Source organism: Bacillus sp. BC05(2025) (genome assembly GCF_056725905.1).
Window position 1 is genome coordinate 57913 of sequence record NZ_JBWYRA010000002.1, and the last position, 19361, is coordinate 77273.

A 19361-nucleotide genomic window follows, 5' to 3' on the forward strand; every position below is an offset into this window, starting at 1 on the left:
TCCCCCTACTTCGTTAAGAAAAAGTTAAATAGTTTCGTATATTCCTCAAGCAATACATCCGTCATATTTTTAAACACATAACCGAGCATCGGTACACTCATCGCAATAAACAAAATACCACATGTAATTTTAATAACATACGCATTCATAAAAACGTTTAATTGCGGAGCGTTTTTTGCGATTAAAATTAAAACAAAGTTAATGATGAATAAACTTCCCATAAGCGGAAGAGCAATTTCAACCGCTGATGTGATCGCAAATAATAACGTTGCGAGTAGACTATCTAAAAAACTAGTCGTCAGCAATTTTGAAATCGCCTCTGTATATTGAAACGACTTTAAAATCGTGGCAACGAAATAATTAATGCCGCCAAGTGAAATAAAAATAATGAGAAAAAATATATCAAAAATAGTTGATAGTAAAGTAGACTGTGATCCTGCATTTACATCAAACAAACTTGCTTGTGATAAACCGATATCAAAGTCTAAAATATGCCCGGCCATTTTCGGAATGTTCCACAGCATTTCTACAATTTTTGAAAGTGATAATCCAATTACAATTTGCGTACCAGCATAAGCTGCAACGTCCCAAGTTGTTTTTATGTGAGAGACATCAACTTGATCGGCAACAGTAATGGAAAGAGCAAGTCCAAATGTAACCTTCGCCATCGCTGGAATGGATCGACCTGAGAAAAACGGTAAAAAATATAAAAATGAAGTAATGCGGCAAAACGCAAAAAACGTCGCCGCCCATAATTCCATATTCATTTCAGTTCCCCTATCTTAGTACGAACGCAATAGCGATGGAATTTTATCAAATAAATCTAAAATAAGCGTCGTTAACTCTTGAAACATCCACGGACCTAAAATGATAATAACGAGTACAATACTCGCCATTTTCGGTAAAAACGTCAGCGTTTGCTCTTGAATTTGCATCATTGCCATAATGACAGCGATGATAATAACGACAATCATACTAACGCCGGCAACCGGCATTAAAATCATAACCCCTTTATAAAAAAAGGTTTGAAAAATATCTATAATTGGTGACGTATTCATTTATATGACTCCTATCACATAGCATCAAACGCTTCAGGCGACCGTTTTAAACATAATGTCGACGATTTTTGTATATCCACCTAAATATACGAAAACGAGTATTTTAAACGGTAAACTTAAAATCATCGGCGGTACCATCATCATCCCGAGGTACATTAAAAGTGTACTAATAATCAAATCTATAAATACAAACGCTAAATAAATGAACATCCCCGTTAATAATCCCTTTTGGATTTGCGTTAACGTAAAGGATGGTACGAGCGTAAATAGTGAAAGATCTTTTAAATCTTTCGGCAACTCTTCTCCGCGCACTTTCAGCATCATTTTTAAATCATGCTTATACGTATGCTTTGACATATACTCTTTCATAATCGGCGCTGTCGTTTCCGCAGCTTGACTTACTGTTATTTTCTCTTTTGTCATCGGATCCCACACATCGCTCTTTAGCTGCCCAAGAACAGGCTGCATCGTAAAGAGTGATAAAAATAAGGCAAGTCCAACGAGCACTTGGTTCGGCGGTAAATTCATTACCCCGAGTCCTTGACGTGTAATCCCAAGAACGATCATAAAATAAGTAAAATGTGTAAATAATAGAACAATAGATGAGGATAATGATAAAAGGGTAACGAGCGCAAATAACTGTACACTTGAGTTACTCGTAAACTCTTTTCCATTTTCGAAATTAATAAAACCGTTTTGGGCTGCATACGCTGGATTTACAAAAATAATTGAAAAAACGATAGAAAATACGAAAATAACGGCTAATAACGATAACTGTTTCTTTATTCTCATGATGGATCCTCTACTTTTTTCGTTTCACTCTTCACCGCGTCTTCTAGCGCTTGTTGAAACTGATTTCCTGTTCCTGTTAATTGCACAGACTGTACACCGTTATTACTAATAACAGTGAACACTTGCTTGCCGTCTACTTCAAATAAAAAGGCGCTCGTTTGATGATTTAAATACACGCCGTCCTTCACTTGAATGTGGCCATTTTCACCTTGCTTAAAAAACTGCTGCTTGCGCGTCTTTTTCGTCATATAATATGCACCGTAGCCGAGCGCACCAAACAGTAAAACGACTTGAAATAAGGTCGTCATATACGACATATGACTCCTCCTCTACTCTTTATCTTGCATTTGACTTTGCGCTTTCATAAGCGCAGCTTGCTTCTTGTCAGCTTCAATTTCAGAAATGATAATACCGAACTTCTCGTCCATTACGATCGCTTCCCCGATGCCGACTTTCATATTACTTAAATATACATCTACTTTATGTCCTAAGTTTTTCTCTACTTCCAGAACATCGCCAACTTTTAATTGCTTCACGTCACCAAGCGTAATAGATGCCTTTCCAAGCTTTACACCAAGTTCAATCGAAATATCTGAAACAGTATCAATATGTGCTTTACTTGCTTCATTTCGCTTTCCTGCAAAATCTTCTAATCCCATTAATGACACAGGAGATACTTCATGCTTCATATGGATCCTCCTACTCTACAAAACTTTTAAATAAGAGCGCCTTACGCGTTCCATCTTTACCAATAAAACAATTAAATTTATGTTTTCCATCTACATAACCAAGTAATTCATCTGAAACTTTCGTACGGAGCGGAATAATATCGCCTTCTTCAATTTGTTCAATCTCGCCCATTGTCATCTTCTGCTCACCAATTGCTACGTGAACAGGTTTGTACACTTGATTTACTTTCACTTCCACTTCAGACGTATACTTCTTACGTTTATCTGAAGAATGTTCAACAATATTTTCAGATGTTAACTTATCCATAATTTCTTCAACAGATAAGAACGGAATTCCGATGCGCACTGTCGTATTCCAAAAATCCGTTTTCATATTTACATTCAGTAATGAAATGATATCACTCGCTGTCGTAATCTTTAATGCATTCGGATCTGTCTCCGTCGTTACAAATTTCGGTTCAATTGCAACAACACTTTCAAATGATTGCTCTAAATTTTTACAAAGAAGCATAAAAATATTATCCAGTGTTAAAAACTCAAATGCGGTAAGTGGTCTGCGCATCGTAAAGTTACGCTTACTATCTCCGCCAAGCCAACATTCATGAATGTAAATAACAAACGCTAAATCAATCTCAATGACAATTTCTCCAAGCTCTGGAAGGCCAAGATCAATAACACAATATAAATAGTAATCTTTCGGCATTTTCTCCACATACTCACTCGTGAATGGAACTTGCTCAACCGTTGAAGGCTCTAACTCAATCGGAATACGCATACGCGCTGACAACGTCTGTGACGTCTGTTTACCAAATGTAGAAGCAATTGCTTGCAAGCTACGTAAATGCTCTACACCGAACTTCTCCGGTCTATTAAAATCATACTCTTGAAATTTATCTTGCTTTCCTGCTTCTTGTGCGAAAGCTGGCATTTCCTCGCCTTCATTTACCGCCTTCAGCAGGGCATCAATTTGCTCTTGGCTTAATTTTTCGCCACTCATGACAATCCCCTTCCCTACCTTTTCAATTCAACGATTTCAACGTACATCTTTCCATTCTTCGTCAAAATCTTTCCGGTTCCAATCTCTTCATTCTCAAGCATAAGACGCACCGTATTTTTTGTTGAATTTTCAAGACGATACAATGTACCTTTCGTAATATGAAGCAAATCTTCAATTTTCTTTTTCGTATTTCCGATTTCAAAATAAATTGTTAACGGAATATCATCTTGTAATTTCAAATCTAGCCAACTCCCATATCATGTTCACGAAAATTTCATGTTCTCTCTATATATGAAACTTCTTATTTTGAAACGTCGATATTTAATATTTTTTTAATATATCCTTGCGTTTCTTTAAATGGCGGTACGCCTCCGTACTTTCTCACATTACCAGGTCCAGCATTATAAGATGCAAGCGCTAGTACGAGATCGCCGTTATTTTTCTTCAAATAACCGCTTAACTCTTTCGCACCACCCTCAATACTTTCAGCTGGTGAAAATGGATTTTTTATACCCATCTCTTTCACATTCGCTGGCATAAGCTGCATAAGACCCATCGCACCTGCATGTGACACCGTTTTCGGATTAAAATCAGATTCTACTTCAATCATTTTTTGAATTAACGTTTTCGGAATTCCGTATGTATGACTTACACGATCTATAATATCCTCATACTTCCCTTCATTGGAAGAACGTATTTTTTGAATATTATACTTCTTCGTTAATCCCCACGTATCAGCAGCCTCATTTTTCGTTTCTGGGAAACGTCGTTCAAACTCTTTTTGTGCGACTTGCACGTCATCTACGTTCTTCGTTTCAGCCTTTTCTTCAGGCTTACTCGCTTCCTCTACTTTATGAATAGATTGTTCCGGTTTATTTACGAACGTTTCTATTTTCGTAGATTGTACCGGCTGACTCATATCCTCTACCTTTGCCGGCTGCGTAGTACCCTTCATTTCCTTCGCAGGTTCACTCTGCAATTTTTCTTGAAAACGACTACTAACGAATGCTTGTGGACTACTTAGCTTTTGCTGAATTTGTCCTTTCTTATATGCAAGCACTTCTTTTACTATATTTCCAACTATCATAATATCACCTTTTCGGTAAACAAAGATAATCTAATATTAGAGTTTTTTTTTAAAGTTTGCAATAATCCTTTTAATAATATTGTAATAAAAAAATGAATATATTGTTAAACTGTTATTTTTTTATATTTATTAATTCGAATTTTTAGTTGACACCCGCTATGACAGGGATTACAATAAATCTCGAAATTGATTTTTTCGCATATTACCGTTTTTCAATTTGCAGAAAAGTCAATATAAAAAAATGGGGGTTCTTAATCATGAGAATTAATACAAACATTAATAGCATGCGTACACAAGAGTACATGCGCCAAAACCAAACTAAAATGAGCAACGCTATGGACCGTTTATCAAGCGGTAAACGTATCAACAACGCTTCTGACGATGCAGCAGGTCTTGCAATTGCAACTCGTATGCGTTCACGTGAAGGTGGCTTAAACGTTGCAGCTCGTAATACAGAAGACGGTATGTCTTTAATTCGTACAGCTGACTCAGCTTTAAACTCTGTATCAAACATCTTACTTCGTATGCGTGACCTTGCAAACCAATCTGCAAGTGAGACTAATACTAGTAAAAACCAAGCTGCAATGCAAAAAGAATTTGATCAATTAAAAGAACAAATTCAATATATTGCGGACAACACTGAGTTTAACGACAAAAAATTATTAGACGGATCTAATAGTACTATTAATATCCAAACTCTTGACTCACATGATAAAACTAAACAAATTACAATTTCACTTGATTCTGCATCACTTAATAATTTAAATATCAAGGATTTAGCAATTGGTTCAAACACAATTAACAAAGTTGATCTTGAAACTGCTACTAATTCTCTAAAACGATTAACTACTGCAGCAACTGATCCAAAAGTACTAGCTCAAGACGTTAAAGATGCAAAAACTGCTTTTGATAAAATCAAATCAGCTTATACACCAGCAGAAGTAGAAAAAATGGAAGATGCTTTCAAAAAATATGATAAAACAGTAGCTGATACAACAACGGCTTTTGCTGACCACCAAGCTGCAGCAGAAGCTATTCAAACTGAATTTGCAAAATTAGCAGTTCCTGCAGCAACAGCATTCGATCCATCTTCTTCTGTTGAAAAAATCGACAAAGCAATAGAAGCAATTGCTTCTAGCCGTGCTACTTTAGGTGCTACATTAAACCGCCTTGACTTTAACGTAACAAACCTTAAGAGCCAAGAAAATTCTATGGCAGCTTCTGCTTCTCAAATCGAAGACGCTGACATGGCGAAAGAAATGTCTGAAATGACTAAGTTCAAAATCTTGAACGAAGCTGGTATCAGCATGCTTTCTCAAGCAAACCAAACTCCACAAATGGTTTCTAAATTATTACAATAAGCCATTTGAGTTAGTTTCCTGAATAAACCTCTCTGCTTGCAGAGAGGTTTATTTTTTCTACATAAATGAATTATTTGTAAAACCTTTCTTTTTTAGGTGAAAGAGAGCATCCGCGATGTTTAGACGCGGTCAGTGCCTATTTTAATCCCCACTTAAGTTAAAGCACAAATAGCAAATAAGCATAAGCCTTTTTATCTTTTCATGATCGTTTATTAGCTTTAGAACACTAACTATATCAATCTATAAGGAGTGTCTATTATGCGTATTGGTACGAATATTTTGAGTATGAATGCTAGGCAGTCGTTGTATGAGAATGAGAAGCATATGAATGTTGTAATGGAGCATTTGGCGACTGGTAAGAAGTTGAATAACGCTTCGGATAATCCCGCTAATATTGCAATTGTGACTCGTATGCATGCACGAGCGAGTGGCATGCGCGTGGCGATTCGTAATAATGAGGATGCATTATCAATGCTTCGGACAGCGGAAGCTGCACTTCAAACTGTGATGAATATTTTACAGCGCATGCGTGATTTAGCTGTTCAATCTGCAAATGGTACAAATTCAAATAAAAACCGTGATTCACTGAATACAGAGTTTCATTCTTTAACAGAGCAAATTAGCTATATTGGCGAGACGACTGAGTTTAATGATTTATCCGTATTTGACGGGCAAAAACGTCCTGTTACGTTAGACGATATCGGTCATACAATAAATATGACGAAACTTATTCCTCCTTCCCCTACACAACATGACATCAAGATTTCAACAAAACAAGAAGCGAGAGCTGCAATTCGTAAAATTGAAGAGGCTTTACAAAACGTATCACTTCATCATGCTGATCTTGGGGCTATGATGAATCGTTTACAGTTTAATATTGAAAATTTAAATAGCCAAAGTATAGCCCTAACAGATGCTGCATCTCGAATTGAAGATGCGGATATGGCGCAGGAGATGAGTGATTTTTTAAAGTTTAAATTATTAACTGAAGTTGCACTTAGTATGGTTTCACAAGCAAATCAAATTCCGCAAATGGTTTCTAAGTTACTACAATCGTAAAAATTTAGCTTCTTTCATTGGAACGATTCCACACAAAACAAAAGGGAAATACATATACACTATGTATCTCCCTTTTGTTTTGTACCCAAATTTTATTACTGTGTTACCGTCATAACTTGTCCGCTACGGTCAACCATTATTTTCATTTTTCCGTCTTGTGCATTATATAGCCCTAGTTTATGTAATTCCATTTTACAATCTTGTACGAAATTTGGTAATTTACGAATTTGATCGATATCAGAACTTGTAATGAAATGAATTAAAAGCTGCGTCATGTCTTTAATATCTTGCACAAGCTCTTCTTTCTCTCGTTTTAGCCTTTCATTTTCTAGTTGTAACGACTGCAATTCACCTTCTAGACTACGTGTATTCTTTACTTCTCTAGAACGCCCTGCTGCCATGCTAGAAAGCTTATAAATACCTTCCATAAACTGATGTAGTTCGTCTTCTTTCCTTTCACTACATTGATTAATTGTTTCAAAGTTATCAACGATCCCAGATATAACTCTTACAAGATTTTTTTCATCCTCTTTATGCTGGATTTCTTCTTTTAATTCGTACTCGTTATCTTGTTTTCTTGCAACGATTGTCTCTTTTACTGGTATATATTTTCGCTTTCGTCCTGGTTTTTGTTTTTCAATATTTTCAAACGGTATTTCACGTTTTTTCAATTTATAATACGTATTTTGCAATTGACTTTCTGTTTTTGGAAAAAGATTTAGTTCATTTTTACTTATGTATTTTGAAATATTTAAAATGTTTAAACCGTGACGTTGACAAAATTGATACACTTCATACAGTAGCTCTAGTTCAGACTTCAGCCATGTAATTGCTGATTTTTCATATGCACGCATCCCGCCATGTTTTTCTATATCTATTTGAAATAATACCATTCTATTATGTAAATCAACTAATTCTTCATACTTTACTTGGAATTCTTTTTCTATTTTTTTTAATTCCACCTCTAGTTGCATATCGTTCATTTTATTATTTGACATGTTTTGTAAAAGACCTAATACATTAATTGCTGTGTGGTGATACATAATCTGTGCCACTCCCCTCATCCTTTCACAATTCTCATCTGACTCCCATGTCTTTTAAGAAAATAGCAATTTTTACATATCCATATTATAACAGTTCGAAATTATCTGTCAAATAATAAACATACAAAAATGTATAGAAAGTATAAAAATTTGGAAAATGTTTTTTATTAATATGTAAAATTGCATATTAATTACATTTAATTATATTATATGGTATTTTAGGTGTTTTTTCACCGAAAAAGTTTGCGTTACTACGCATACTTACTAGCATATTCCAAAAATATGCTCTCTAATATTTTCAAATAGACAAGCCAACTATTTATTCATTAAACGAATTGAAAATCTCGAATTAGAGACTATTCATACAGTCACAAACACTCCAGAAATGTTTAATGTTTCTACCTGTACAGCAGAGTATAGAATGCAAAAAGGAACTAGCCAGTACTACTTATACGTGGCTAGTTCCCTCCTCCCTACTAAAAAATAGAGTTGTATATCAGTTCTTCAAACCCTCAATCAAAGGCTCTTTTCTTCTACTGACCTAAAACCACTCCATATATCTGATCTCACATCGCATGGGCCTCTATTAGGCACTGACCGCTCTACCCATGGTTAGAGCTTCTATTCCAGATAAAAAAAGCTTTTCAAAACGTTTTTTACAACACTAACTTATCAACTAAACCAATTAACTCTTGAATATCTGGCTTACTTACTTGAGCATTTGCTCCTACAGCTTCGCCTTTATGGAATAATTCATTTGTAATTAATGAAGAGAAAATAATGACTGGTAAACGATTCATCACTTCACTATCTTTAACCACCTTCGTTAAATGATGTCCATCCATTTTCGGCATTTCAATATCAGTAATTAGCAAGTGAATATGCTCAAACATTTTTTCCCCTTGCTCTTTCGCTAATTTTTCAATTTGTGCTAACGCTTCTGCACCATTGCTGAAGAAGTTCATTTTCGTATATCCAGCTGATGATAGTGTTTCTTCTAATATTTGGCGGAGCATTGCTGAATCTTCTGCAATATAAATCACTTTTTCAGCTCGATCTGTTTTCTGTTCTAACCCTGCAAGTGATTTATTGTCATAACCAGTGCCGCTAATTTCGCATACAATTTTTTCATAATCTAATAGTAAAATGATTTGCCCGTCTAGTTTTACAATACCAGATGTCGTTTCTTCTAGTCCCATAGACAATGAAGCTGGTTCATCAATTTGTTCCCACGAAATACGTTGAATACGATGCACTTCATCAACGCGGAAAATAACTTTCATTTGATTTAATTCTGAAATAATAAATTTCGTTTGATCAAGTGGCTTTGTCGATTTTAAATTAAGAGCTGTCGCTAAGTTAATAACAGGTAAAATTTCACCACGTACTTGAACAACACCTTCAACTGCATGATGAGATTCTGGCACAGTTGTAACAGGGAATGGATTAATGATTTCACGTACTTTCATTACGTTAATACTAAATAGGTTTTCACCAACAGTATATGTAACAATCTCTAATTCATTTGTTCCGCTTTCTAATAAAATACTTTGTGCTTGTGACATAAAGGTGTCGCTCCCCTTCCATTAATTCCGTATATCTAATTATTAAGCTTTATAAAAGAGAAAAAGTCAACTACCTATATAAAAAATATAGATAGTCGAACGATTTATTTTAAAAGACGCTTAATCTTGTATAAACGAAGCAAGTGCCTCTAATAAAACTTCTTGTGCGCCTACAATTTCTGTCGGCATTGCTTCCCACTTTTTTGAAAGCTCCGTTTCTACTCGTATTCTTAGCTCCGAATCCATTTCTTCTAGCACATATTCTTTCGTCGCTATATCAACATCAAGTAGCGCAAGTGCATATAATTCTGGATCATTTATTTTTTTAAATAATTGTTCCAATATAGCTGGTGCTATATGTTTTAATTTTTCAATATGAATTTCCTTATCCGAAAATAGCAACTCATATTGAATAAACGTAACATTTTCTTTAATCACTTTAAAATAGCAATTATTTTTTTTATCATTTACAAAATAACCGTTCGGATCTGCGATAATGCTCTCCACTTTACGAATTAAATTCGGCAAACTACTCGCCGCCATTACAGTCCGCTGCTCAACCTCACTTGGCGAAATGAATGTAACGCGATACTTATTCTGCGCCATCCTCCTCACCTCTCCTTTTATAAAAATCTATCACCACAAACGATCCAAAAGGCACTGGTCTGCCATAAAACGATTAACCATCCCAGTAACCTTTCATAGATCTATTTTTGCAACTTCACTTACAACTTCTCAAACTACTCTAGTAGCTCTCCATATCTCTGTCCTTACACATCGGTCGAGCACCCAAATAGGCACTGACCGCTACCACATACCGCCAGATCCTCTCTCAAAACCTAAAAAAGGGCTTTTAAAAGCTTTTTAAGAGCTTTTCAATAACTCGATGTTATTGAACCAAAATGCAATCTGCTGATCCGTTATCCCTGATAGTGTAATAAAAAACTCACGGCACTTCATCTCGTCCTTAAACAGTTGATACTTCCATTCTCCTTCGCTACCAACACTTACGAAATAAAACTCATGAATACGACCAATGATTGATTGCTTTTCACCAAATGAATATGCAGGTACTTGCTTAATTTCAAATTGATCAGGTAAATATATATGCTCTTCTCGTTCCATTTTTAACACTTGCTCTGCAAGTTCACGTTTATTTTCGAAAAAAGGCAATTGTAAAATTCGCTCTTGTCTTGTCGTCATACGAATAAAAAACCCTTTCTACTACATTACAATTTTACTTTATGATATATTATCGAATTAAGTTTACAACTTCATTTAATACTTCATCTGAAACTTTAATTACTTTCGCATTTCCTTGGAATCCACGTTGATAAAGCATTAAATCAACAAATTCTACAGATAAATCTACGTTTGAACTTTCTTTTGCTGACCCTCGTACATTCCCTGCACCATTCTCACCAGCAACACCTATTCCTGGAATACCGGCTGATGGTGTCGCAACGTAATTTCCATTCCCTGTTTTCATTAATCCACCTGAATTCGGGAATGTAGCTATAGCTAGTTGTCCTACAACTTTCATACTACCATCTGAATATTTCATCATAACGAAACCACCGTCAGAAATAGAATAGTCATTTGCAATTGCAGCTGGGCGCCCCGTTACTTCTGTGGTAGAAATGGTTTTCCCTGTCGGATAATTTGTTAATCCGCTTAAATCAAGTGTTAGACCGCCACCAAAAGGAATTTGAACAGATCCACCTTTAGTAATTTCACCAGTTACTGGATCTTTTTGTACAGCCTCATCTGTCTCCTTTAAATTTCCTAATGTATCAAATTTAAGATTTTTTTCGCCCGTCATGCCTTCGACAGGCTTAAATTCTTTTTCGTTTTTAGAATCATTCCTTACAGAAACTGTATATGTATATTCGCCTGGCACTGGCTTTTCAACTTCTTTACCATCTACAGTCTCTTTTGTAGTCTTTTGCTTAATATTTACACGTAACGTTAACGAGTTCCCTTCCGCATCAAAAACTGTAAATTCGTGAGATAATGCATTTTGGTTTCTAGGAAGGTTTCCGCCTATTGTCGCTTTATCTGTTTGAATCCCACCAACAGCTGATCCCATTGGAATATGAATTGGGCTTGGTCGTGAAGAAAAATCTATCTCTTGTGTTCCTGTTTTTACACCATACCCCAGTACATACTGTCCACCTGTATTTGTAACATAGCTATCTTTCGATACACCAAAAGACCCTTTTCTCGTATACTCTACATTTCCACCGTTACGATCACCAACTAAAAACAAACCGTTCCCTTCTATCGCTGTCTCCATCTTATCACTAGTTAAAGTAATAGAACCATCACTAAAATCTGTAGATGTCCCACTGAACTTTACACCGTTACCAATACTCTTTGGATTCGTACCAGCATAGGCACCATCACCACGTGAACCAACCGTATTATTATATAGCAAATCATCAAAAATAGCCTTTTGCTTTTTATATCCAACTGTTTGTGCATTTGCAATATTATTTGAAGTAACACTTAATGCATTTTGTGCTGCATTCATCCCTGTAATACTTGTATATAACGCTTTAATCATAACCTTTGTACACTCCTTTTATTAATCTGGCTTAACCTCTTCATTTTTTTCTATATCATCTTTCTTCTCATCTTCCGGATTAGTTTCTGTTATCGGTTTATCAGAAACCCTTTCTATGAAACGAAGTGAGACAACTTGATTATCAACAATAAGTTGCACATCGTTATTTTCAGCAAGTCGAACTGTTTCCACTTGACCAGTCACTTGCTTTCCATTATTGCTTACACCTCTAACGTACTTTCCTAAAAACTTCATCCCTCCATCAAGAGCTGTCGAATACATCGTTGATTGCAGTTTATCTACTGCTTTCGTCATATTCTGTACTTGCTCCATAAGCGATAGCTGTGCTGTTTGGTTCATCATTTGGTTCATATCCATCGCATTAAACGGGTCTTGATGTTGAAAGCTTGCTAAGAAAAGTTTCAGGAAATCATCTTTATCCATAATACCGGGTGTTTTTTGAGTACTTGCTGATACTCCGTTTGCTTGTTGAGCTGTCGACTGTGCACCAGTAACAGATGCGTTTTTTGCTTGTGCTCCTGCTTGTAACGGAATATGATTTGTACTCGTTGTATTTAATCCAACTGTTGGCACGCTTTATTCCTCCAATAATCCCGCAAATTCTTTTGATTCTTGTTTCTCATGTTTCGTACTTGCTAATTGCTGTTTTTGCCTTTGCTCTTGTTCTCGTTGTTCTTTTCGATTTTCATCTTTATCTGAATAGCTAATTTGAATATTGATTTCTTTTTCTTTTAACTTCAGTCTCAATTCATCAAAAATGATTTCAACACGTTTTTTCGCATCATGTTTTTCCATTTCTACGTGAACATCAATTTGATCTCCATGTTTTTTCATAAACACCGTTAATGTACCAAGTTTTTCTGGATTTAACTGAAATAAAACACGCTCTTGTTTCACTACAAATTTTTGCAGTGCTTCTACTTGTGCTTCCATTTTCTTTCCTAAGTCAGGCAATGAAACTTTCTCAGCACTACTATTAGATTTCCCTATTTGATCGGTACCCGTTGCTTTATTTAATAACTCCGCACCCGCAGAACTTGAATCGTTGAATACATCACCTTCCGGCAACTCTATCTTTACATCATCGCTCTCAGCTTTCGGAAGATCTCCATCTAATTCTTTGGACTCTTCTTGTTTCTTTGCGATATTGCAAGTTTCTGTTTCTACCACTTTCAATACTTGCATCGTTTGCTCTGGCATCTTCACTTTATCTAACACCATTTGCATTGTATCTTCTAAACATATAGCATTTTTGATATTCATATTTGAAAGGAGCTCTTGTAACTTTTGTAATTCAGCTGCAGGTAATTCGTTAAGTTTTATATTTCCATATTCTTTATACAGCTCTTGTATTTTTTGTATGTATTGATATAACAATTCTGGCTGCACACGTAATTGTTCAATTGCAACCATTTGCTCAGATACAGCTAACAATAACTGTTCTGTCTCTTTTTTTTCTTCTTTCTTTACAATTGGCTCTTCTTTCGTTACTGATTGTTTAGAAAGAACATATTCTTTTTTTTCTTCTTTTGGTGCTTCTTCTCGTTTCATTTTCTCCGTTTTCGGCTGCTTTTTATTTTCCATTCTCATCGTACGATCGAATGAAGAATCTTCACTTTTTGATTGTACTTCTAGCCCTTTTTCTTTTTGCGGAGGTAAACTTTGTTGCACCGGTAATACAGACTGTATCACTATATTCACCTCATCCATTCATACACATTTTCAAATCAAGAAGCATTTTTTCTTCCTGCTTTTCTCGTACTTTCGCAAGCTTTTTACAATTTTCTTGATACATCTCATCAATGACACGTTCTTTTTCTTTTACTTGTTCTAAAAGGCTTTCATTTTTTTGAATAAAATCTTCTGTTTTTTTTATTTTCCGATTCCATTCTTCTATTCTTTCAGGTGAAAACGTATGTGAGGAAAGCATACCAGCCATAATACGTTGCCCAGTTTGTACGACTTTACTACGCGATTTTACAACATATAAATCATATTCTTTTTTTTGTTCTATTTTTCTTTTTTCAGCTGTTAATTCATACACTTCTTTCAAAATCTGTTCTTTTTCTTGATTTATTTGCAATTTTATCGTCTCGTACTGCTGCTTATCCACCTGTTTTTATAGCCCCTTCCTATTATAACGTTCTCTTTTTCTATTATATAGTTTTTTCCCAAAAAAATCTGTGAAATATTAAAAAACAAAAAAATAAGACCTCTTGGGCAGAGGTCTTATACGATATGGTGCATCGCTTCAACTATATCAGCAAATTGGAAACTATCAGATCGACCTTGTTTTAAAAACGTATTTATACCTTCTACTTTGTTTTTACATTCAAAAATATAAGCATTTTCTGCATTTTCTTGAATCGTCCCTAATTTAAAATACAATTCATTTTCTTTATAAACAGATAAGATTTTTCTCATTTCATTTGCAAGTTGCCAATGGTTAGATGACACGATTTCTTCCATAATCCTACTTACTGAATCTAGCACTGAAATGGCAGGGTAATGACTGAGCGTTGCAAGTTCACGCTTTAATACAATATGCCCATCTAAAATACCACGAGCTAAATCTGGTACAGGTCCGTTTAAATCATCCCCATCGACGAGTACTGTATATATACCTGTTATAGATCCCTTTTGTGTTTTCCCAGAGCGCTCTAACAGTTTCTTCATATAACTTTCCATTAAGAGTGTTTTACCACCGATCGGCAACTCTTTAACCGCAATATCAACACTTCTACGCGCATCAGCAAAACGAGTAACAGAGTCCATCATAAGTAGTACGTTATTACCTTGATCACGGAAATATTCAGCAATAGACGTTGCAAGCTTCGCTGCACGAAGTTGCATTAGGTGACTTTCATCTGACGTCGCTACAACAACGACGCTTTTTCGCATTCCTTCTTCACCTAATTCTTTTCGAATAAAGTCTTTTACTTCTCGGCCACGTTCTCCTACTAAACTAATAACATTAATGTCAGCTTTTGCGTTTTTCGCAATCATTCCGAGTAAAGTAGATTTACCAACACCAGAACCTGCAAAGATACCAATCTTTTGACCGATGCCAATTGTTAACATGGAATCAATAGATTTGATTCCCGTTTCAAATACATCGGTAATTTCTTCACGTTCAAATGCATGAATAGGCGGGGCATCTAGTTTTATTTTTTGTAATGGAATATTCTCTGCATCCTCATTTAACACTTCACCATTTGCACTTAACACTTTTCCGAGTAAATGATTGCCACGAGGTATAACAACATCTTCTGCAATTAGTGTAACTGAATCTCCGTAACATACTTTTTCAGTTTGTTCAAATGGAAGTAACATATTGTTTTCTTTTTCAATCGCAATCACTTCACATAAAACATTATGTTCTCCAACAAAACAAACATCTCCAATTTTCGCCTTTGGTCCTTTCGCTACGAAAAACTGTTCTTGCACACTATGAACTTTACCGACTTTCGTATAAAACGGTGTTTCAATAAATGTATTCCACTTTTGGTTTTCATTCATTAATAGTCGATTCATACATTTTGCTCCTCGAATAACTTCTCCTCTTCCCATTTTTGGCGAAGTTTTGCAAATATAGGTGCAAATTTAAATTCAAAGAACTCTTTCTCTTCTTCTAGAACAAATTCACCGAACTGTAAGGAGAAATCATATTTCCATTCTACTAATTGTAGTAACCAATACTCTTTCGTATTTTCCTTCTCTTCTTGAATACGTTCAAATGTTTCTGGGTGTACTGTAATGATTAATTTTTCAAACGAAGTAGGCAATGTTTGAACGATGCCAGTTAAAATAGGTAACACATCAAGCAATCTAGTATCTACTGCTTGATTCACAATTTTTTCTGCTAGTTGAAAAGATTGATCCCATAATAATTCCGTCCATTCGTAAGCTGTTTCTTGTTGCTCTTTTTGAAACTGTATACGTGCCGATTCTATCTCTTTCATCTGCTGCTGAACATGCATTTGAAATTGTTCTTGATCATGTAATAACTGCTGACGTTCTCGTTCTAACATTTGTTGTTCTTGCCTTAGTTGATTCAGTTCAGTATGTAATGATTGTTGCTGTGCAAGAAGCTCTTCATGGTCCACCTGTATTTCTTCTACTTGAACTGGTATTGGTTTTGGAAATTGTAATTCATACGTTTCTTCAGAAAAAGAAACAGAATTCTTCGGAATTCTGTTTTTAAATAAGGACATCATCTTCACCTCTTTGAACGATAATTCTTCCTTCCTTCTCTAGCTTTTTCACTGTGCCTGTAATCGTTTGCTGTGCCTTTTCAGCATCCGTCATCTTAAGCGGTCCTAAGCCATCTAATTCTTCTAGAATCATCTCTTTACGGTTTGAAGACATACATGTAAATAATTTCTCTTTAATCTCTTCTTTTGCAATTTTAAGTGCTTTCGCAATAACACCGTTATCTGTAATTTCTTCTAATACACGACGAAGTGCAAGATCTTCAAGTCCGAGTAAGTCTTCAAATACAAACATGTTTTCTTTAATTTTCTCAGATAACTCATAATCCATTTCATCCAGCTTTTGAAAGACTGTTTTTTCAACACCTCGTGAAACGTTATTTAAAATGTTTACTATTGTTTTCAAGCCATCTGTTTTATTAATTGCATTAAAGGCCATATTATTTAATTTTGATTTTAATAAATCCCCAATTTGATTTATTAATTCACCATCTACTTGCTCTAGCTTCGCAATCCCCATTACCGTTTCTACTCGCTTATGATCTGGTAATCTCTCAATTAATTGAGAAGCAAGCTGCGGTTTAATATACGAAGCGATAATCGCAATCGTTTGTGGCGATTCATCATTAAGTACAGTAAGAAGTGGTTCTAAATCTGTAAGTGAATTTAAGAATTCAAATGGATTATCTTTGTTATACCAAAGATCTTCTAATAATTTTTCTAGTTCGTCTTCTGGCATATTTTTGAATATGCGACGAATATATTCTTTATCTGGAGTCACTAGGTTTAATTCTTTTACATTTAATTCATACAAGAACTCCCCTAGTACATTTTCTAACGTTTCCGGTTTATATACACGAAACTTCGCGATTTCACGAAGTAATACTTCTTTTTCCTCAGCCGTCATATATTCAATGACTTTTGCTGCCACCCCTTCTTCTAATGTACGAATAAGGATGGCAGCTTTTTCTTTGGAGGAGATTTCATCTAACATCGTTGTTCCTCCCTTACTGTCCATTTAACCATTTTTTAATTACTTTTGCAGTTCCTTCTACATGTTCTTTCGTAGCATCCTGCACTTGTTCATCTAGCGTCGGTTCTTTCGGTTCTTCTGGTTCTGGTTTTGGCTCTGGTACTATTTTCTCTTCAGGAATTTCCATAATACTTTCATTACTTGCAGCAATTTCCTCTTCTGCTAAGTATTCTTCATATTCCTCTTCTTCTTTCTTTCTCTTACGTCTTGCTAATAAGAACCATACTAGACCACCAATCGCTAATAAACCAGCTGGAATTCCACCGAATAACCACCAGTTTATGCCGCTTTCTTCTGGTTCTTTCTTCTTCTCTTCTTTCGGCTGATCAAACTGAACAGTTACAACGTTAACTTGACCGTTTGTAAAGTTTCCATTCGGATCAGCTTGAAGCCCAGCAGCTGTGCCGATTGCTTCTTTGAAAGTAGTCATATCTATTTTTCGTTTTACTAACGTATCGTTGTCTACCCATACTACAACATTTGTTTTCGTTAATTCTGGGTGTTTCTTAATTGTTTCAACTGTTTTATCTATTTCATAGTTTTCAATTTTGTTGCCATTTTTATTATCATAGACGATTTTACCATTTTGATTATTGTTCGTGCCGTAGTTTGGTACTTCGCCGTTCGCTGTAATACCAGCGCCTTGCTTCGTCTCTGCTCCTTCTTGTGCAGTAGAGCTTTCTTCTTGCTCTTGTTTACTACGAAGTACACCTTTATCACCATATTTTTCTGACTGACGTGTAACTTCATCATAGTTTACAGATACTTTCGTATTCACTTTATATTCATTCGGTTTAAACATCGTCATTAATGTTGCATCAATATCTTGCTTTAATTTACCTTCAATTTGATGCTGCATTTCTACTTCTTTTTCATAAGAAGAGGAAGTAGTAGAATGCGCTTCATCTGCCCCTTTTGAGATTACACCTTTTTTACTATCAATCACACTTACTTCTTCTGCTTTCACGCCAGGAACTGCTGCACTAATCATTTGCTGTATACCCGCAACTTGATCAGCAGTTAATAATTGACCACGCTTCACTCCAACCGTAATCGCAGCTGTTCCTTTTGCTTTTTCTTCATCAAAAATTGTCTCTTTTTCAGGTAATGTAATTTGAACATTCGCCGTTTCAACTGTCGCAAAATTTCTTACGATATCTTGCTCCAATTGCTTTTTCGTACCGACAATTTGTTTCATTTTTTTATCTTGCTCACTTGAACCGAGCGAGCTTTCTAATAAAATTTCCTCACCGCTTTTAGAATTAAACGGTAATCCCATTCCATTCATTTCTTTTCGAACCCATGGAGCATCATTCTTTTGTACACGAATCGAACCATCGGTCGCTAATTGATAATCGACACCTAACTTCGATAATTCTGCTGTAATCTCTTGCTTATCTGCATCATTTAAATTTTGATATACAACAACATATTTATCTGGCAAGGTGAAGTATAAAAGTGCTCCTGTTACAATCGCTAAAAGCGCAGCACCGATTACTAACTTATGCCACGTTTTTAACGATTGGATAACATTTTTCATCTTTTCCATTTAAACACACCCGTCCACTTTCCTAAATTTGCATATTAATTAGTGACTTATAATTTTCGATAAGATTATCACGTACGAGGGCAGCCGTTTTCATTTGAGACTCAGCCTTCTTCTGCTGAATTAAAACGTCATGCGTTTCTCCTACCCCTTTAGTTAGTAAATCATATACTGCTGTTTGCGCATTGTTTTGTGTTTGATTCATATCTTCCAATAAATCGATAAACTTTTTCCCCTCAACTACTGATGTTTGAGAAGTTTTCGGTGCACCAATTGACTGAATTGCTCCAAATGGTTGCGTATTTAACATTGGTTGGATTTTCATATTACTAT

Annotated in this window: 23 protein-coding genes; 2 read left to right on the forward strand and 21 right to left on the reverse strand. The window is 35.4% G+C overall.

From position 1 onward, the window contains the following. Positions 1 to 5: 5 nt before the first annotated feature. The 8 genes from ACZ76X_RS06095 to ACZ76X_RS06130 all read right to left on the reverse strand — a co-directional run bounded on the left by ACZ76X_RS06095 (position 6) and on the right by ACZ76X_RS06130 (position 4623). The gene (locus ACZ76X_RS06095; protein ID WP_001055694.1) at positions 6 to 767 is read right to left on the reverse strand and encodes a flagellar biosynthetic protein FliR; all 762 of its coding nucleotides are present in this window, start codon (positions 765 to 767) and stop codon (positions 6 to 8) included. A gap of 15 nt (positions 768 to 782) precedes the next feature. Further along, positions 783 to 1058: a flagellar biosynthetic protein FliQ gene (locus tag ACZ76X_RS06100; RefSeq protein ID WP_001098085.1), complete on the reverse strand. Its 276-nt coding sequence runs from the start codon at positions 1056 to 1058 to the stop codon at positions 783 to 785. 33 nt (positions 1059 to 1091) lie between these two features. Continuing rightward, a complete protein-coding gene (locus tag ACZ76X_RS06105) occupies positions 1092 to 1850 on the reverse strand; it encodes a flagellar type III secretion system pore protein FliP (RefSeq protein WP_001220586.1) in 759 nt (252 codons plus the stop codon). Further along, on the reverse strand, positions 1847 to 2167 hold the full coding sequence (locus ACZ76X_RS06110) for a hypothetical protein (RefSeq protein WP_000121176.1): 321 nt from the start codon (positions 2165 to 2167) through the stop codon (positions 1847 to 1849). Before ACZ76X_RS06110 ends, ACZ76X_RS06105 begins: the two co-directional genes overlap by 4 nt. 12 nt (positions 2168 to 2179) lie before the next feature. Further along, positions 2180 to 2539: a flagellar motor switch protein FliN gene (fliN, locus tag ACZ76X_RS06115; RefSeq protein ID WP_000680012.1), complete on the reverse strand. Its 360-nt coding sequence runs from the start codon at positions 2537 to 2539 to the stop codon at positions 2180 to 2182. A gap of 10 nt (positions 2540 to 2549) precedes the next feature. Next, entirely contained in the window at positions 2550 to 3536 is a 987-nt protein-coding gene (gene fliM / locus ACZ76X_RS06120) for a flagellar motor switch protein FliM (protein WP_479849926.1), read from the reverse strand. Between the two features lie 14 nt (positions 3537 to 3550). After that, complete coding sequence (locus tag ACZ76X_RS06125) at positions 3551 to 3775, reverse strand: flagellar motor switch protein FliN (RefSeq protein ID WP_000775712.1); 225 nt, start codon at positions 3773 to 3775, stop codon at positions 3551 to 3553. Positions 3776 to 3837: 62 nt separating this feature from the next. Next, positions 3838 to 4623: a lytic transglycosylase domain-containing protein gene (locus ACZ76X_RS06130; protein ID WP_479849927.1), complete on the reverse strand. Its 786-nt coding sequence runs from the start codon at positions 4621 to 4623 to the stop codon at positions 3838 to 3840. Positions 4624 to 4880: 257 nt separating this feature from the next. Between ACZ76X_RS06130 and ACZ76X_RS06135 the strand changes: the two genes are divergently transcribed. Next, on the forward strand, positions 4881 to 5984 hold the full coding sequence (locus ACZ76X_RS06135) for a flagellin N-terminal helical domain-containing protein (protein WP_479849928.1): 1104 nt from the start codon (positions 4881 to 4883) through the stop codon (positions 5982 to 5984). Between the two features lie 258 nt (positions 5985 to 6242). Then, complete coding sequence (locus tag ACZ76X_RS06140; protein ID WP_479849929.1) at positions 6243 to 7043, forward strand: flagellin N-terminal helical domain-containing protein; 801 nt, start codon at positions 6243 to 6245, stop codon at positions 7041 to 7043. Positions 7044 to 7138: 95 nt separating this feature from the next. On the opposite strand, the gene ACZ76X_RS06145 is transcribed toward ACZ76X_RS06140, so the two are convergent. The 13 genes from ACZ76X_RS06145 to fliE form a co-directional block, all read right to left on the reverse strand. Continuing rightward, the gene (locus ACZ76X_RS06145; protein ID WP_479850433.1) at positions 7139 to 8086 is read right to left on the reverse strand and encodes a DNA-binding domain-containing protein; all 948 of its coding nucleotides are present in this window, start codon (positions 8084 to 8086) and stop codon (positions 7139 to 7141) included. A gap of 656 nt (positions 8087 to 8742) precedes the next feature. Beyond that, positions 8743 to 9651, reverse strand: coding sequence for a chemotaxis protein (locus ACZ76X_RS06150; protein ID WP_000075958.1), 909 nt, complete (start codon positions 9649 to 9651; stop codon positions 8743 to 8745). A gap of 120 nt (positions 9652 to 9771) precedes the next feature. After that, the gene (locus ACZ76X_RS06155; RefSeq protein ID WP_479849930.1) at positions 9772 to 10257 is read right to left on the reverse strand and encodes a LysR family transcriptional regulator; all 486 of its coding nucleotides are present in this window, start codon (positions 10255 to 10257) and stop codon (positions 9772 to 9774) included. A gap of 258 nt (positions 10258 to 10515) precedes the next feature. After that, positions 10516 to 10854, reverse strand: a complete 339-nt coding sequence (locus tag ACZ76X_RS06160) for a DUF3964 family protein (RefSeq protein ID WP_000213334.1) — start codon at positions 10852 to 10854, stop codon at positions 10516 to 10518. A 49-nt stretch (positions 10855 to 10903) separates the two neighbouring features. Further along, positions 10904 to 12217, reverse strand: coding sequence for a flagellar hook protein FlgE (gene flgE / locus ACZ76X_RS06165; RefSeq protein ID WP_479849931.1), 1314 nt, complete (start codon positions 12215 to 12217; stop codon positions 10904 to 10906). 21 nt (positions 12218 to 12238) lie between these two features. Continuing rightward, positions 12239 to 12811 (reverse strand): flagellar hook assembly protein FlgD, encoded by a 573-nt coding sequence (locus tag ACZ76X_RS06170; protein WP_327812986.1) that lies wholly within the window; start codon positions 12809 to 12811, stop codon positions 12239 to 12241. 3 nt (positions 12812 to 12814) lie between these two features. Continuing rightward, positions 12815 to 13930 (reverse strand): flagellar hook-length control protein FliK, encoded by a 1116-nt coding sequence (locus ACZ76X_RS06175; protein WP_479849932.1) that lies wholly within the window; start codon positions 13928 to 13930, stop codon positions 12815 to 12817. Positions 13931 to 13940: 10 nt separating this feature from the next. After that, positions 13941 to 14351, reverse strand: coding sequence for a cytoplasmic protein (locus tag ACZ76X_RS06180; protein WP_263704010.1), 411 nt, complete (start codon positions 14349 to 14351; stop codon positions 13941 to 13943). 116 nt (positions 14352 to 14467) lie between these two features. Beyond that, positions 14468 to 15772, reverse strand: a complete 1305-nt coding sequence (fliI, locus tag ACZ76X_RS06185; RefSeq protein ID WP_263704009.1) for a flagellar protein export ATPase FliI — start codon at positions 15770 to 15772, stop codon at positions 14468 to 14470. Next, a complete protein-coding gene (locus tag ACZ76X_RS06190; protein ID WP_479849933.1) occupies positions 15769 to 16452 on the reverse strand; it encodes a FliH/SctL family protein in 684 nt (227 codons plus the stop codon). Before ACZ76X_RS06190 ends, fliI begins: the two co-directional genes overlap by 4 nt. Continuing rightward, entirely contained in the window at positions 16439 to 17443 is a 1005-nt protein-coding gene (locus ACZ76X_RS06195) for a flagellar motor switch protein FliG (RefSeq protein ID WP_000883361.1), read from the reverse strand. Before ACZ76X_RS06195 ends, ACZ76X_RS06190 begins: the two co-directional genes overlap by 14 nt. Before the next feature lie 13 nt (positions 17444 to 17456). After that, positions 17457 to 19031 carry a flagellar M-ring protein FliF C-terminal domain-containing protein gene (locus tag ACZ76X_RS06200; protein WP_479849934.1) on the reverse strand — a complete coding sequence of 525 codons (1575 nt, stop codon included), beginning with the start codon at positions 19029 to 19031 and terminating at the stop codon, positions 17457 to 17459. A gap of 22 nt (positions 19032 to 19053) precedes the next feature. Further along, positions 19054 to 19353, reverse strand: coding sequence for a flagellar hook-basal body complex protein FliE (fliE, locus tag ACZ76X_RS06205; RefSeq protein ID WP_000701682.1), 300 nt, complete (start codon positions 19351 to 19353; stop codon positions 19054 to 19056). Between the last annotated feature and the right edge of the window lie 8 nt (positions 19354 to 19361).

Coding starts and splice junctions, on each gene's coding strand:
- ACZ76X_RS06095 (WP_001055694.1), bottom strand. CDS start 767: ATGAATATGGAATTATGGGCGGCGACGTTTTTTGCGTTTTGCCGCATT.
- ACZ76X_RS06100 (WP_001098085.1), bottom strand. CDS start 1,058: ATGAATACGTCACCAATTATAGATATTTTTCAAACCTTTTTTTATAAA.
- ACZ76X_RS06105 (WP_001220586.1), bottom strand. CDS start 1,850: ATGAGAATAAAGAAACAGTTATCGTTATTAGCCGTTATTTTCGTATTT.
- ACZ76X_RS06110 (WP_000121176.1), bottom strand. CDS start 2,167: ATGTCGTATATGACGACCTTATTTCAAGTCGTTTTACTGTTTGGTGCG.
- fliN (WP_000680012.1), bottom strand. CDS start 2,539: ATGAAGCATGAAGTATCTCCTGTGTCATTAATGGGATTAGAAGATTTT.
- fliM (WP_479849926.1), bottom strand. CDS start 3,536: ATGAGTGGCGAAAAATTAAGCCAAGAGCAAATTGATGCCCTGCTGAAG.
- ACZ76X_RS06130 (WP_479849927.1), bottom strand. CDS start 4,623: ATGATAGTTGGAAATATAGTAAAAGAAGTGCTTGCATATAAGAAAGGA.
- ACZ76X_RS06135 (WP_479849928.1), top strand. CDS start 4,881: ATGAGAATTAATACAAACATTAATAGCATGCGTACACAAGAGTACATG.
- ACZ76X_RS06140 (WP_479849929.1), top strand. CDS start 6,243: ATGCGTATTGGTACGAATATTTTGAGTATGAATGCTAGGCAGTCGTTG.
- ACZ76X_RS06145 (WP_479850433.1), bottom strand. CDS start 8,086: ATGTATCACCACACAGCAATTAATGTATTAGGTCTTTTACAAAACATG.
- ACZ76X_RS06150 (WP_000075958.1), bottom strand. CDS start 9,651: ATGTCACAAGCACAAAGTATTTTATTAGAAAGCGGAACAAATGAATTA.
- ACZ76X_RS06155 (WP_479849930.1), bottom strand. CDS start 10,257: ATGGCGCAGAATAAGTATCGCGTTACATTCATTTCGCCAAGTGAGGTT.
- ACZ76X_RS06160 (WP_000213334.1), bottom strand. CDS start 10,854: ATGACGACAAGACAAGAGCGAATTTTACAATTGCCTTTTTTCGAAAAT.
- flgE (WP_479849931.1), bottom strand. CDS start 12,217: ATGATTAAAGCGTTATATACAAGTATTACAGGGATGAATGCAGCACAA.
- fliI (WP_263704009.1), bottom strand. CDS start 15,772: ATGAATCGACTATTAATGAATGAAAACCAAAAGTGGAATACATTTATT.
- ACZ76X_RS06190 (WP_479849933.1), bottom strand. CDS start 16,452: ATGTCCTTATTTAAAAACAGAATTCCGAAGAATTCTGTTTCTTTTTCT.
- ACZ76X_RS06195 (WP_000883361.1), bottom strand. CDS start 17,443: ATGTTAGATGAAATCTCCTCCAAAGAAAAAGCTGCCATCCTTATTCGT.
- ACZ76X_RS06200 (WP_479849934.1), bottom strand. CDS start 19,031: ATGGAAAAGATGAAAAATGTTATCCAATCGTTAAAAACGTGGCATAAG.
- fliE (WP_000701682.1), bottom strand. CDS start 19,353: ATGAAAATCCAACCAATGTTAAATACGCAACCATTTGGAGCAATTCAG.